Here is a 14,928-nt window from a genome sequence, read left to right as displayed (position 1 = left end):
CTATATCAATGCTTCTTGGTTGCATCTGGTTCACGGTTGGAATGCTACTAAAGGGTAAGGATTACGGCAAGAAACCATTTAAGATGTATAAGACCGAAGAAGAACTTAAAAGAGAAGCTGAAGAAAAAGCGGCTGCAAAGACACATCAGAAGATGACTCTTCTCGAGAAAAAGCGTGTATCTGCGATTGTGTTAGTATCAGCTTTCCAGATTATATTCTGGATGTTCTGGTATCTAGCTTATCTACCAATCTACTACCACTGGGCAGAGAACATGAACTGGAAGGTTGGTGGGTTTACAGTTCCTGTAACTTGGTTTGACTCACTAAATGCTCTGTTCTGCGTAATTTCTGGACCGCTCACTGCACTTCTATGGCAGAAGCTAGCAGCCCGCCCACAGGGTGATATCAGCATATTCAAGAAGCTTGGTCTTGGATTGGCATTCCTAGGTATCGGATATATCTACTATGCAGTGATAGACATCGTCCGTGGAGATAGCAAACCTACAGTACTTCTACTTGTTATATTCTTTGTATTCCTAACACTAGGAGAGATGTTCTTCTCACCTTTTGGAAGTGCATTTATCGGACAATATTCACCAAGTCGACTTCTTGCTATCATGTCAGCCGTATGGGGTCTCGGTATATTTGCTGCTGCTAAACTATATGGAAATCTATATGCATTTGCATTCAGCGGGAAATTTGCATTTTCCAAAGCTTGTATAACAATTGCAGCGATTGCATTTGTGAGCACCGTTATACTGTTTGCTATCGATGGTAAGTTAATGTCGCTAGTTAAGGATAAAGATGAAGCATAAGAATAATCTGACTTAATTAATTTACTAATATCTACACTATTAATATATGGCTCCAAACTCTTTTGCAAAGCTATTAGTGCTGAATATACCATATAGCAATTAGAGAGTATCAAATTCTTATGTGGCTGTTGATTTTCAACAGCCACATTTTTTTAGTGTATGAAATTTTATAAGTCAAAGTGTTATCTATCCTTAATTGTCCTTACCCTTGTGACTAAGAAGTATAATGGAATTATATTCAAGATAAATACTGTTATAAATAGCAACACATCTTTTGAATCAATTGCATTTTCTGAAAAAAGCGATGTTACAATATCGCTATAATAATATCCAGGGAAAATCATCTGAATTTTGCTAACAATATCTACGAATCTGCCATCTCCACCTAGCGATGCAAATGGTATTATCGTCATCGATGCCATGATAATAACGGGAAAGCTCAAGGTATCGAGTGTCTTTGCATCAACTCTTACCCCTAGTACAAAACCAATAATACTGAAGTAAATACCCATAACCATAAGAAGTAAAAACTGTACTACTAGATTGCTCATGACACGGAAGTTTAACAAAGAAGTGGCAAATGCGAGTACAACCAAGAAAATTAATGTATTTAGCGCTAGTTGAACGAACAGCTGATAAATCAGATAGTCCTTCACTGCATATTTTGTAAATCTCGATTCAAATGAATAGAATTCAATATCTGTTGAGATTCTCTTGCTAAATGTGGCTAAGCTGTTTCCAATAATCCCTATAAATACCGCTATACCGAATATGATGTTCGGTACAATACCATTTTGAACATTATAGAGGAACGTATACCATGCAATAGGAAGCAGTATTGTGAATAGCAAGAATCTCTTATTTCTTATAACCTGCTTTAATTGTATCATCTTCATATCTTTAATCCTCCATTTCTATTGTCTCGCGGTAATACTGTTCTACTGTCTTTCCTAAATCATGAATTGTCTCCACCGATTCATTTGCTATTATTTTTCCATTCTTTATGATGAGTGTCTTGGTAAAAAAGTGGTCTATCTGGTTGAAGTCGTGAGTGACAATTACCGATGTATAATGCTTTTTCTCTAACAACCTCCAGAAGTTATCTACTGATTCTAGATCCATGCCTGTAGTTGGTTCGTCTAAAAAAATTAGCTTAGGTGAATTAAGTATCGTCAGTAAAAGAGATAGCCGCCTTTTCTGTCCTCCAGATAAGTTTCCGACATATTGCTTTTGCTGTCCTTGTAGTTCAACCATCAAAAGCATCTCCTGTGTATCGACATCGCTTATTTTATTCATCTTGCACTTTAGACTAACGATTTCAAATACCGTAAGATCATCGATAAGTATATCTCCTTGCGGCATCATGCTTATTTCAGTTTTAAAATCAAGATAAGTATCTATTTTGCCTGAGTTAGCTTCTATCTGACCAGCAATTATCTTAAGGAGTGTGCTCTTTCCAGCACCGTTATTGCCGAGCAAGGCAACTCTGTCTCCTTCTGAAACCTCGAATGTCACGCCCTTTAAAACTTCTTTATTTTTAAACGATTTTTCTATCTCTTTTACTTTAAACATATGAGTCTCCGTTCGTCTGTCCTTAATTTGTGACCATATTATATGTCATACACAATTAGTAAAACACATTTGTCAAGAACGGTACTTATAAGGTCATTAACGGTCAATAATCATTTATTCCTCCATTTATCATTAATCAAGACGACTATTACAAGCAAAAAACTGGATAATTAATATCCAGTTTTTTGGTATTACATTGTGTGTATTTTATTTTCTAAAAATAATCGTCTGAGAGAACTGATGGTCTGCACTTCGAGTAACGACGGACGAAAAAGGATACTTTGCAAGGATATCACTTACGTTATGGAGTCCTATACCTCGTCCTTTACCTTTACTTGAGTAACCTTCTTCAAATATCTGACTGATATTTACCTTCTCTTGCTTTGTAGTGTTTTCAATTATCAATACCAGCGATTCACCATCGAGAATCAGTGCAACTGTCAGCTTTGGCACTTCAGACTCTAAGCTGGATTCGATTGCATTGTCACAAAGTATTGATATCACTTTGATAAAGTCTAGCAGGTCTATCTTAAAATCATCAACAGTATCTTCAATCTCAATCGTGATTTCCACACCTCTACTATATGCTTCAATAAGCTTTGCTGAAATTACACTCTTCACAGCATCGTCTTTGACATTAGTAAGTTTTGCTATGTCAAACTTGCTGTTATATAGTTGTTTACCACTATCAGTAAGAACTCCTTCATAGACGTTCTTAATTGCATCGATATCCCTATTATCAATGCCTACTTTTATACTGGTAAGGATATTTATGTAGTCATGGCGAAAGCTACGAATCTCACCATACAGATTCTCTATGTGTCGACTGTAATTTGATAGTTCGCTTAGTTGCATATCCTTTTGTTTAAGAATCTCCTCCTTAAGCTTTTCTTTTGATGTTGAGTTTAGGTACAATAGCATAACAAAGAACAGCAGGATATAGACATCATTGACATGCCCACGCAATGAATCTGCGTACGATAGTTTCTCATCAAAAATCATAAGGGCTGAAATGATTAGCATGTATACAATCATTGAGAAATCAACAATAAGTAGCATACAATTAAAGAAGTTGCGTTCAAAGCCCTTTTTCAAATCGTTAAAGTCCAATTTCAGAGTTTTAATGATTAGAAGGTAGAAAGAAAATGCAAGCACATCAATTACTAAATCATAAATACTAATATTTGCCTCATTATAAACCACAATCCCCACGAGAGGAAATATGCGATACGCAAGCAGTCTTCCAAGCAAGCTTAATATAACAACAGGATAAATTCCTATAAACAGATTAAATAACTTATTATCTTGAGGGTTAGTAAAAAAGCTGTATACTACAAATATAAAAAAATAGCAGAAATATCCAGCTGGTGGGCATAACACAAAAATTACAACGTAAGCCAGTGGAAAAATTATATACCAATGAAGTTTAAACTTTTTCTCACTTACCTGGTTGTATAAAAGCATTGTTATGAGTATTTTCAATGCAACACTAGAAATATTTAATAACATATCTATATAAACACCTTAATATCTAATGATTGAGCTTTTCAAGCAGCCCTCTGTACTTCATCCTTGATATTAGACAACCCTCTCCATTTTCAAATAGAGCAACCTTACTCTCCTTATCTATCTTAATTACATTTTCAGGATTAACTATAAATGATCGGTGACAGCGGTAAAGACGGTTATCAGCCTTTTCAATATCAGCGATACTAGCATAAAATTCCATACGTTCGTCCTTAGTATGCAAAATAACCTTGTGAATCATTGGAGAGGTCTCGAAATAAAGGATATTATTAAATGGCACTTGTACGCGTGTCATTGCTGTTTCAAATACGAATGAGTCTTGAGATAAGCTTGTTCCAAGCTTATCAATAGTGTACTCGATAGCCGAACATACTCGCTCTTTAAATGATTTTTCATCAAGAGCTTTATTGATAAAATCTAGCGCTGCTACTTTATATTTGAACGTAATAGGCATAAACTCTGTATGCGTTGTCACAAATACAATTGTCGCATTAGGATCTCTACTGCGTATTTCCTTCGCAATATCCAATCCTTTTTGCCCTTCTCCCTTAATCTCGATATCTAGAAAAAACAGTTGGTGAGAGCCCATTTCTGTAACAGCCTCTAGCATCTGCTTTGGATTGCTAAAAATTTCTGGTATTCTGCACTTGAGAGCTTTCTTATCGATTAATTCCCTAATTGCATTGTCGATTCGCGATTGCTGCAGTATCTCATCTTCTAAAATAAATATATTAATCATTTACCCTACTCCTAATACCTCTTCAGCTCTTTCCGCTCAACTTCTATGCATATTCAGTTCAAAAATAGTTGCTTGTATTTTATCACTAAAAGCCCCATCCAGTAAACTGGATGGGGCTAAGCTTTAACTTTATCTATACATAAAATAGATTAATATACTTAAACCTCTCTTGTATATTTAGCAAGGTACTCTCTCTCATCCTCTTCTAGGTATGGAGCGATAACCTCATATACATGTTTATGGTAGTCGTTAAGCTGCTTGCGCTCTTCAGGTGTCATGAAATCAGGATCAATAGCATCTAGGTCGAATGGAACTAGCGTTATTGGCTCAAATTTGAGGAATTTACCGTATTCGTTAACTTCATCTAGCACGCATAGGAGCTCATTCTCAAGACGAATACCGTGAGAGCCTTCGATGTAAATTCCTGGCTCATCTGTGATAACCATACCCTCATCGATTACACACTGGTTACCCTTTCTGTATACCCAACGGAAGCTAGCAGGACCTTCGTGAATGTTTAGAAGGTATCCTACCCCATGACCAGTTCCATGGTTAAAGTTGAGATGGCGATCCCAGAATGGTTTTCTTGCATAAGCATCAAGGATTACCCCGTTACAGCCGTAGAGGAACTTAGCATTTGCAAGAGACAGATTACTGATAGCAACTAGAGTGAAGTCCTTCTTCATCTGATCTGTAATCTCGCCTAATACGTAGGTTCTTGTGATGTCGGTTGAACCCTCGTAGAATCCTGCACCAGTATCTGTCAGGTGAAGTCCCTTAGCTAATACTGGGATATCTGTTTCAGGTGTTGGTGCGTAGTGCACAATTGCAGCATGTGCACCATAAGATGAGATTGGTTCGAAACTTGGGCGAATGAAGTTTCCTTGCTCTGCACGGAGCTCATCAAGCTTATTAGAAACGCTTAGCTCAGTCATCTCAATCTTGCCTACGTTCTCCTTCAGCCACTTCATAAAACGAACGTGTGCAATACTGTCCTTAATCTGTGCCTTGCGGATATTCTCAAGCTCAACTGGGTTCTTAACATTCTTGAAGATCATCTCTGGATTCATCACGTCAATCTTCTGAACAGAATCAGCGATGTTGCAGAATAGAGCATAGTTAACCTTGGATGCATCGAGCATTAACTTTGTGTCTGCAGGAATCTTCTTGATATCCTCGTAAATGTCATTGTATGGGTGTAGAACTACTCCGTCTGCAGCAAGGCGAGACTTAATCTCGTCATCTAGCTTACGCTCATCAATGTATAGATGATATATCTTATCATCAATCAGAGCATAGGATAGAACTAGTGGGAAGAAGTCTATATCGTCTCCACGAATGTTGAGTGTCCAGCAGATATCGTCAAGTGTTGTAACAACGTGCATATCTGCTTCAGCCTCTACCATCTTCTCACGAATATCAGCTAGCTTCTCAGCAACTGTCTTTCCTGCATATTTAACGTCAAGATCAAATGCAGGCTTCTCTGATAGCGGCGGTCTATCTGTCCAAATCTCATCAATAAGATCTACACTGTATTCTATGCAGCCTTCGTGCTTCTTAGCAATTTCATCATAAAGTAGTCCCTCATCCATGGATACAACTCTTCCGTCAAATCCAATCTTCTCACCCTTCTTAAGGTTGCTACTGATAAAAGCATCGAGAGTTGGAACTCCAGGCTCGCCCATCTTCATAAGCTCAATTGATGATCCCTGTAGCTGTTCAGCAGCCTGGATGAAGTATCTTCCGTCTACCCAGAGCCACGCGCCTTCTAGACCAACTACAGCAACACCTGCTGAACCTGAAAAGCCAGTGATGAACTTTCTTGCTTTGAAATGCTCACCAACATATTCACTCTGATGAAAGTCAGCAGTTGGAACTACATAGTAATTAATGTTGTGCTCCTGCATCTTGGAACGAAGTGCAGCGAGTCTTTCCTGAATTACACCCATTTAAAGTCTCCTTTCAAATGAACAATTAAATATAATATTTACTAATAATGTCTTAAATCGATTATAGCACTAGATACGTGTAGCCAAAAGCCTAACTCAATAATCTGGTGCATAATCAGCTTATTTCTTATGATAGTCCTATGATAGTTCCATCAGATAGAACATCCATACCGTTTGCCGCAGGTACCTTAGGCAGACCTGGCATGGTCATGATTGATCCTGTAAGAGCAACTATAAATCCTGCTCCAGCGGACACCTTCAGTTCTCTAACAGTGATTCTGAATCCTGTAGGTGCACCGAGAAGTGTTGCATCATCAGAGAATGAATACTGAGTCTTTGCAACGCAAATTGGTAGTTTATCGTAGCCTAACTTAGCAAGCTCCTTGATCTGCTTCTGAGCTGCTGCAGTGAAATCAACTCCGTCTGCACGGTAAATTTCCTTTGCAATCTTTTCCATCTTCTCTTCGATAGAAAGCTCTAGATCATATAGAGGCTTGAAGTCTGCCTTGCCCTCTTCGCAGATTCTAATTACTTCTTCAGCTAGCTCCATTCCACCTTCAGCTCCCTTTGCAAATACTTCGGATAGAACAACCTTCACTCCGTACTCTTCGCAAATCTTATCGAGAAGCTCAAGTTCAGCCTCTGTATCAGTTGGGAATCTATTGATTGCTACTACTGACGGAACGCCGAATTTAGCAACGTTCTCGATATGTCTAATCATGTTAGAAGAACCTGCATTTAGTGCTTCTAAATTCTCCTCAGCAAGGTTATCCTTAGCTACTCCACCGTTCATCTTGAGTGCACGAACTGTCGCAACTATCACTACGCAGTCCGGCTTGAGTCCAGCGTATCTGCACTTGATATCAAAGAACTTTTCAGCTCCAAGGTCAGCACCAAAACCAGCCTCCGTAATCACATAATCGCCGAGTTTTAACGCAGTCTTCGTTGCTACTACAGAGTTGCAGCCGTGAGCTATGTTGGCAAACGGTCCACCGTGTATGAATGCTGGTGTGTTATCTAGTGTCTGAACTAGGTTAGGCTTAATTGCATCCTTAAGCAACAACGCCATAGCTCCTGTGGCTTCCAAGTCACCAGCGGTTACAGCCTCTCCATCATAGTTGTAAGCAACTACCATCTTTGATAACCTTTCCTTGAGATCATCAAGGTCAGAAGCAAGGCAAAGTATAGCCATAATTTCAGAAGCAACTGTGATATCAAATCCGTTCTCACGTGTTACGCCATCGCCTTTACCGCCTAGGCCGATAACGATATTACGTAGGGCACGATCATTCATATCAACAACGCGTTTCCATACAATTCTCTTGGTAACTATTCCGAGCTTGTTACCCTGGTGAATATGATTATCAAGTAGTGCTGCAAGCAGGCTGTGAGCGGAAGTGATAGCATGGAAGTCACCTGTAAAATGCAGATTGATATCATCCATTGGTACTACTTGAGAGTATCCACCACCAGCTGCGCCACCTTTAACTCCGAAGCAAGGTCCTAATGAAGGCTCGCGAAGAGTTGTAACGGTCTTTTTACCAAGCCTGCTAAGTGCCATAGAAAGCCCCACGTTAGTGGTCGTCTTTCCTTCTCCTGCCGGAGTAGGATTTATCGCGGTAACTAGCACCAGCTTTCCGTCTTTCTTATTCATGTTTTCCTTAATGTACGAATAAGAAAGTTTAGCTTTGTATTTTCCATATTGCTCAAGCTCATCGCTAGGGATATCGAGCACTTTTGCAACTTCTGTAATCGGAAGCATTTTTGCTTCCTGAGCAATTTCAACATCTTTCTTCATAACATTCCTCCACAAATATAAACATATGTGTCAAAAGCATATATCTAGATATATAGATATATGGTCATTATACTTCATGTTCATATTCCTATACAATATCATTAAGTGTGATTAAATTATTTAATGATTTTATCGCATATAAACATATTTTATATATATTTTGTTATGGGGATTTGCTTCTATTCATATTCTCTGTGGCAAAAAAAGGCAACCGGATTACTTCCGATCGCCCATAATGTTATTCATAACTTCTTATATACTTAATTGCTTAGCTGTACCTTAATTACATAGTACTTGTCATGCTATCTTAGCTTGAGTTCGTTGTATGGTTCGCGCCCCTCTTCATCCCTTATCTCACGAAGGTAATTATATAGTGTCGCCTGGGATATAGATAAAGTTTCACAGATAAATGGGACAGCCTCCTTTACGGAGAAAACCCCCTGGAACTTGAACTTACTCAGAAGCTTAAGCTTGCCTTCTTTAGTATTTATCTGGTTTGGATCAAACTGCTTTATCGACTTAAGTCTTAAGTATAGTATCCTTCATCACATTCTGCATATAATCCTCGTCATTAATAGAGTATGCCGAATCATCAGCTATCGGCTCCTCAACATCGTGAATCTTAATCGATTCGCTTAAATAGTTAATAATGTCTTGAACCTTAGAAGGATCTTGATTTATGCAAATCATCGCTGCAGGATTGTTCTCCTCATCCATAAACATGAAATGTGATGCGCGAAGCTTCTTACCATGCGCTGACTTACTTGCATATCCTATCAGATGTCCTTCTCCATCAGCGAGGTTGTTAATAACATCATATACCCCAGGGTTTATTCTATAGCTTCTCTCCCTACCAGTGATGTTGTTGTTATGCATAAAAATGATTTCTCTTTTAGTCAAATCATGAAGTACAACCTCTGTATCGCTGCCCATAAGCTTAGCGATTCCAGCAGCAACCTGTGCTAATATATCTAACCGTTCTTCCTGAGTCATATCTAATTTATTTCACTCCTCTTTTTGTGTAAGATCAATTCCTTGACGACGCTCTGCAACCTTAGGTACATAATCTTCATCACTAAACCATGTGGTAAAGCCATTGCCATTTACTTCGCTGACATTAGTTATAGTGATAAAAGCATTTTTATCTATTGCAAGAGCCGCCTGCTTCACTTTGTTGAGATTTCTGCTACCAACTACGCAGTATACTAAATCCTGTTCAGACTGTAGATATCCACCTGTAGCGTGCATGATTGTCGTGCCAAACCCTAGCTGCAGTATCTTCTCATTGATTTCTTTGATTTTCCTTGTAAAAATCATGAGCTGTACACCACCCTGCCCGAGCAGAATCATCTTGTTCATGCACACGCTATAAATCAGCGCATACAGAATTCCTAGGATTATTCCGTTGGTCTTTGTTACCGGAATCTGCATCATAAAGATTACAAAGTCAATGGCATACATGATCGGTGCGATTTTAACGCCGAATTTTCTATTTAGAATCAGTGGTGGGACGTCTATTCCACCTGTAGAACCACCAACCCTAAGGATAAGCCCTAATCCTATTCCATCGATAACACCAGCACATATGGCTGCGAGCAGCGGGTCATCTACAAGATGATGAAGCATCGTAGCTTTCTGAAATATTCCCAAAAATACTGGGAATAACACTGTTCCTAACACGATAGATGCTGCAAACTTTTTACCCAGAGCCCATGTTCCGATTACAAAAAGAATAACGTTAATTACAAGTACCGTCCCTGACACACTAAGACCGAAATAATGATTGGTCATACGTCCAACACCTGCTAATCCCGAAACTACCATCCCATACGGCAAGGCAAAACAAGCAATAGCAAAGGCACTTAACGCATTTCCAACAACTATTTGAAGCACTTCTAGTCCCACCTTGGAAGCATTTCTCATAATCCACCTTTTCGAGTCCCCTCAGGTCACTCATAACCCTTTCTTCAGTCTATAATTCGTCATCAAACTTAAAGCATAAACTTTGTAAACAGCCTAAAAAATAACTGTGTACAACAAAATAATATATCATCAGATATCGGAAAATGTCAAGATTTCAGAGAATATTATAAAGTGAATTTTTTATTATATCTTTATTCTTATCGTCAACTTGTTGCACTTTTATCAACTACCTAAGTAGTTAATATTTGTTACCATATCTCGTATGTGATAATATAAATTATATTATTTACATTTAGATTCGGTTTCATAAGGAGGCCTTCTATGAAAGTACATGAAAGATTATTAAAATATGTTTCTTACCGCACCCCAAGTGACGATAATAGCGAAACATTCCCTTCAAGCCAGTGTCAATTTTCACTAGCGCATGCATTAGTTGAGGAACTAAAAGATTTAGGTGTCGAGGACGCAGCATGTGACGAATATTGTTACGTATACGGACACATACCAGCTACTCCGGGAAAAGAAAATGTAACAGCTATCGGATTTTGCTCACATATGGATACAGTAAGCGACTATTGCGATCACGATGCAAATCCACAGATTATCGAAAATTATGATGGCGGAGTCGTAGAACTCGGCGACAGCGGACTTATCCTTGATCCGGAAGTTTTCCCTCATCTTAAGGACTTGAAGGGTCGCACCTTAATAACAACAGATGGAACGACAGTGCTCGGTGCTGATGATAAAGCCGGAATCGCTGAGATTATGACTGTAGTTGAACATATAAATGAATTCGATCACGGTCCTATCTCTATAGCATTTACTCCAGATGAAGAGATTGGAAGAGGAACAGCGCACTTTGATGTTGCAAAATTTGACGCAAAGTATGGATATACGCTAGACGGCTCAACCGAGGGCGAAGTTCAATATGAAACATTTAATGCTGCTACAGCAAAGGTTTATGTAAAGGGAGAGAATGTCCATCCTGGTTCAGCAAAGGACGTTATGATTAATGCATCACTTGTTGCAATGGAATTTGATTCACTACTTCCTGCAGCTGAACGCCCTGAGAGAACCGAAGACCATGAAGGTTTCTATCACTTAATATCTGTAAACGGAACTGTAAGCGATGCGAATATGACTTACATTGTCAGGGATCACGACGCATCTAAGTTTGCTAACAGGCAGGATACAATGAAGATGGCTGAGAAGTTCCTTAACGAAAAATACGGAGAAGGAACTATAAAGCTCGAGATTAAAGAACAGTATAGGAATATGGCTGAGGTACTTGAAAAGTATCCAGATGCTATTGAAAATGCTAGGAAAGCTTGTAAAGCAGCAGGTGTAGAACCTCTAGTTATTCCAGTTAGAGGCGGTACAGATGGCGCCAACCTCAGTTTTATGGGACTGCCTTGTCCAAACCTAGGTACTGGTGGACATGCATTTCATGGTCCTTATGAGCATATAACTATAGAGGGCATGGAGACAGGTGTAGCAGTTATAAAAGCTCTCATCAATGAATTTGTAAAAGAAGCATAATCTGATTTATTCAGATATTGTATTGTTTTAAAGAAAAAGCGGTTAGGATTGATACGTCCCATTTCTCGGACATGTTTCATGTTACCTAACCGCTTTAAATTTGTTCTAACCATCCTACATTAGAACAGAAAAGAGCCTGAGAATCTGTCTAAATACATTTAGAGATCTCTTTCCCTCTACATATCTATCTGTCACTTCTAGGCATTTTGTAAGAGTATCATCAAAATCTGCCTTTATGTCATGAACTGCTTTGCAGTTGTACATTAATACACCATTTTCAAAGTGATGGAAAAAGCTCCTATAGTCCAGATTAATAGTTCCGCAGGTAGCTAGTTCATCATCGGCTATGCATTGTTTTGCGTGACAAAAACCTGGAGTGTATTCGTATATCCTAACACCGTCTCTTACAAGCCTTGAATAATATGATCTTGTCACAGCATAGGTCGCAGGTTTATCTGGAATTCCCGGCGTAATTATTCTTACATCAACACCTCTCGATGCAGCAAGAGTCAATGCCTTGTTCATTTCATCTGTAATTATGAGATAAGGGATCATAAACCACACATACTCATCAGCATTGTTTATTATATTGAGATAAACGTTTTCCCCAACATGTTCATGGTCAAGCGGTGTATCCCCATAAGGCTGAATAAAGCAACCATCCTCCTTACTATCGAGTTCAACATCCGGCATGTATTTAGAGTAGTTCAAATCCTTCGTATCATGAGTCTTGGTCGCATTCCAAATTTCCAGAAACATCATCGTTAGATTGTGTACGGCATTTCCCTCAATTCTAACACCGGAATCCTTCCAATCACCATATGGCCTGGTCAGCTTAAAATACTCATTTGCAAGATTATATCCACCTGTAAAGCCAACCTTCCCATCCACAACTGTGATCTTGCGGTGATCGCGGTTATTCAGAAAGACATTGGCTATCGGTACAACAGGGTTGAAAACTCTGCATTTAATACCTAAAACATTAAGACGTTTTATAAAGCTACTGTCGAGAAAACCGACACTTCCGACATCATCGTAAATGATTCTAACCTCAACACCCTCTGCCGCCTTCTCTGCTAGAATCTCCTTTATTCCTGCAAATGCCGCTGAATCTTCAATAGCGTGATATTCCATAAAGATGAAATGTTCCGCTTTTCTCATGGCTTCCTTCTGCGCATTAAGAGCTGTTCTAGCTTCGCCGTAAAACTCTATATTTGAATCGCGATAAGCAGGGAATAACGCTTTACGCGAAATATACCTAAAGATATTAGCAACACCTAGGTCGCTCTCCCCAATCTCCTCAAGAACCTCTTTGTCACCACTTAGTAGAGAAAACAGCTCATCATCTACTTTTTGGAATCTCATCCTCATCTTCCGAGTCGATCCAGAAAACCCAACCATAAAATATATTGTAACGCCTATGATCGGATTGAGCATGATGAGAACAACCCACGGCAGTTTAATGGATGCGCTCGTAGATTTTGTCGAAATAGCTATGACGATAGCTAAGGCGACGATTCGGAATAATGTGGCTAGTAGGGTGTATTTTTCATTTAAACGATTTATGAGCATAGCAATAAACAGCACTTCAGCTACAATAGCTATGACGGCAATCATCAAACGCCCAATACTATTCTTGACCTGCTCCTTCTTCTCGTATGTTGCAAATGTCTTTAAAGCACTCATGTGGCTAGCCCCCTATCACGTCTATTCGTCCCAGAGCACAACCCTTCCTTCTTCTCTAGTTCTGTTCATATCTATCAGCCTTTGATTCTCTGATCCTCTAAATCTCAGCTGAATATTCTTAAGCTCTTGCTCGAACCTACCGTCGATTAGTACGTCAATCATATTAAGCATATCCATAGTCACTTCTGTGTGACAGTGCGTGCCCTCTCTCATGAGATCTTCGAACACAAACCCTGAAAACGACCAAATCGTTTTATCAGGATAAATCTCTTTTACGCGCTTAAGGAATGGCACAAGTACCACCTGGTTTTCTGGTTCGAAAGGCTCTCCCCCAAGAACTGTTAACCCTGTTATATAGTCGGGCTTAAGCATCTCAATAATCTTGTCTTCAGTCTCCTTGGTGAATTCTTGTCCGTAATTAAAGTCCCAAGTCTGGGGCTGAAAACAGCCAGGACATCTATTTGTACAGCCTGACACGAACAGGCTTACCCTTACACCAATTCCATTGGCTATATCACAATCTTTAATCTCTCCGTAATACACTTTCTTACTCTCTTTTCATTCTGTTAATACAATTATATCGTATAACCAGTATTATTATAAGCCTTAAAAATCATACTCTGTTCGGATTCCTACCACCTAGTTGGGAGTTTACGAAGGCTCTGTCTCCTCTCCTTATAGTTCGGTTCAAATTGTCTTACAACATCCCAAAATGCCTCCGAATGATTCCCCTCAATAAAATGAGCTAACTCGTGCACCACTACATATCTCAGATCCTCGTATGATGCAGTCACAAGCAGAAGATTTAGAGTTATCTTGCCTAGATCAGGGCGGCAAGATCCCCATCTTGATTTCATCTGTCTAATAGTTACATGTGGAAAAGGGACCTGATAAACGCATCTAAATTCATCATACACATCATGCAAAGCACTTATAAATATATCCCTTGCCTGCCTACTATACCACCGTTTCACTAACTCTATACGAGCAGAAACATTCGTTGGTTCTGGCATCTGGATGAAAAGGAAATCACCATCTATAGAGACATTAACTCTCGGCCCTTGCGATAACTTCACCTCAAGTGGTCTGCCTAAGAAATACGCTTTATTTCCGTCTTCATATCTCGATATATCTGCTCTTGCATCTCTGATATGGTCAATTGCATTCATAATAAAAGCGCCCTTACTAATCATGAAGTCTTCAATCTCAGCTAAGGGCACTCTATGAGGTGCTGAGACGTATATAGAAGCATCTGGTCTAATCCGCAGGTTTATATTTCTCACATTCTTACGCTCTAAGGTATAGACCAGAGTTTCCCCAGCTATGCTTACAACGTGAGCTTCAGTGCGTTTCACGCTTCTCAAATATCGTCTCTTCATA

14 protein-coding genes are annotated in these 14,928 nt (G+C 39.1%); 2 read left to right on the top strand and 12 right to left on the bottom strand.

The genetic code is table 11. The features are described from left to right. The first annotated feature begins 8 nt into the window (after positions 1–8). Positions 9–815 (top strand): POT-type proton-dependent oligopeptide transporter, encoded by an 807-nt coding sequence (locus tag QU661_RS02610; protein WP_304990211.1) that lies wholly within the window; start codon positions 9–11, stop codon positions 813–815. Between the two features lie 182 nt (positions 816–997). On the opposite strand, the gene QU661_RS02605 is transcribed toward QU661_RS02610, so the two are convergent. The 9 genes from QU661_RS02605 to QU661_RS02570 all read right to left on the bottom strand — a co-directional run bounded on the left by QU661_RS02605 (position 998) and on the right by QU661_RS02570 (position 10,323). After that, positions 998–1,711 carry an ABC transporter gene (locus tag QU661_RS02605; protein ID WP_304990210.1) on the bottom strand — a complete coding sequence of 238 codons (714 nt, stop codon included), beginning with the start codon at positions 1,709–1,711 and terminating at the stop codon, positions 998–1,000. 4 nt (positions 1,712–1,715) lie between these two features. Beyond that, entirely contained in the window at positions 1,716–2,387 is a 672-nt protein-coding gene (locus QU661_RS02600; RefSeq protein ID WP_304990209.1) for an ABC transporter ATP-binding protein, read from the bottom strand. 207 nt (positions 2,388–2,594) lie between these two features. Further along, positions 2,595–3,590, bottom strand: coding sequence for a sensor histidine kinase (locus tag QU661_RS02595; protein ID WP_304990208.1), 996 nt, complete (start codon positions 3,588–3,590; stop codon positions 2,595–2,597). A gap of 328 nt (positions 3,591–3,918) precedes the next feature. Beyond that, positions 3,919–4,653, bottom strand: coding sequence for a response regulator transcription factor (locus tag QU661_RS02590; protein ID WP_304990207.1), 735 nt, complete (start codon positions 4,651–4,653; stop codon positions 3,919–3,921). Positions 4,654–4,811: 158 nt separating this feature from the next. After that, on the bottom strand, positions 4,812–6,602 hold the full coding sequence (locus tag QU661_RS02585) for an aminopeptidase P family N-terminal domain-containing protein (protein WP_304990206.1): 1,791 nt from the start codon (positions 6,600–6,602) through the stop codon (positions 4,812–4,814). A 127-nt stretch (positions 6,603–6,729) separates the two neighbouring features. Next, entirely contained in the window at positions 6,730–8,400 is a 1,671-nt protein-coding gene (locus QU661_RS02580; RefSeq protein WP_304990205.1) for a formate--tetrahydrofolate ligase, read from the bottom strand. A 302-nt stretch (positions 8,401–8,702) separates the two neighbouring features. Then, positions 8,703–8,861 (bottom strand): helix-turn-helix domain-containing protein, encoded by a 159-nt coding sequence (locus tag QU661_RS08400; protein ID WP_416388978.1) that lies wholly within the window; start codon positions 8,859–8,861, stop codon positions 8,703–8,705. A 58-nt stretch (positions 8,862–8,919) separates the two neighbouring features. Next, the gene (locus QU661_RS02575; protein ID WP_304990204.1) at positions 8,920–9,393 is read right to left on the bottom strand and encodes a PAS domain-containing protein; all 474 of its coding nucleotides are present in this window, start codon (positions 9,391–9,393) and stop codon (positions 8,920–8,922) included. A 12-nt stretch (positions 9,394–9,405) separates the two neighbouring features. Next, positions 9,406–10,323: a YitT family protein gene (locus QU661_RS02570; protein WP_304990203.1), complete on the bottom strand. Its 918-nt coding sequence runs from the start codon at positions 10,321–10,323 to the stop codon at positions 9,406–9,408. Between the two features lie 321 nt (positions 10,324–10,644). Between QU661_RS02570 and pepT the strand changes: the two genes are divergently transcribed. Then, the gene (pepT, locus tag QU661_RS02565; protein ID WP_304990202.1) at positions 10,645–11,862 is read left to right on the top strand and encodes a peptidase T; all 1,218 of its coding nucleotides are present in this window, start codon (positions 10,645–10,647) and stop codon (positions 11,860–11,862) included. 114 nt (positions 11,863–11,976) lie between these two features. Here pepT and cls read toward each other — a convergent pair whose 3' ends face one another. From cls to QU661_RS02550, 3 genes are all read right to left on the bottom strand, one after another. After that, complete coding sequence (gene cls, locus QU661_RS02560; RefSeq protein WP_304990201.1) at positions 11,977–13,548, bottom strand: cardiolipin synthase; 1,572 nt, start codon at positions 13,546–13,548, stop codon at positions 11,977–11,979. 21 nt (positions 13,549–13,569) lie between these two features. After that, positions 13,570–14,091 (bottom strand): anaerobic ribonucleoside-triphosphate reductase activating protein, encoded by a 522-nt coding sequence (nrdG, locus tag QU661_RS02555; protein WP_304990200.1) that lies wholly within the window; start codon positions 14,089–14,091, stop codon positions 13,570–13,572. Positions 14,092–14,180: 89 nt separating this feature from the next. Continuing rightward, positions 14,181–14,927, bottom strand: coding sequence for a M48 family metallopeptidase (locus QU661_RS02550; protein WP_304990199.1), 747 nt, complete (start codon positions 14,925–14,927; stop codon positions 14,181–14,183). Position 14,928 lies beyond the last annotated feature (1 nt).

It is taken from the genome of Mogibacterium neglectum (genome assembly GCF_030644205.1).
Classification (GTDB): Bacteria; Bacillota; Clostridia; order Peptostreptococcales; family Anaerovoracaceae; genus Mogibacterium; species Mogibacterium neglectum.
This window is presented reverse-complemented; position numbering and strand designations above follow the sequence as displayed.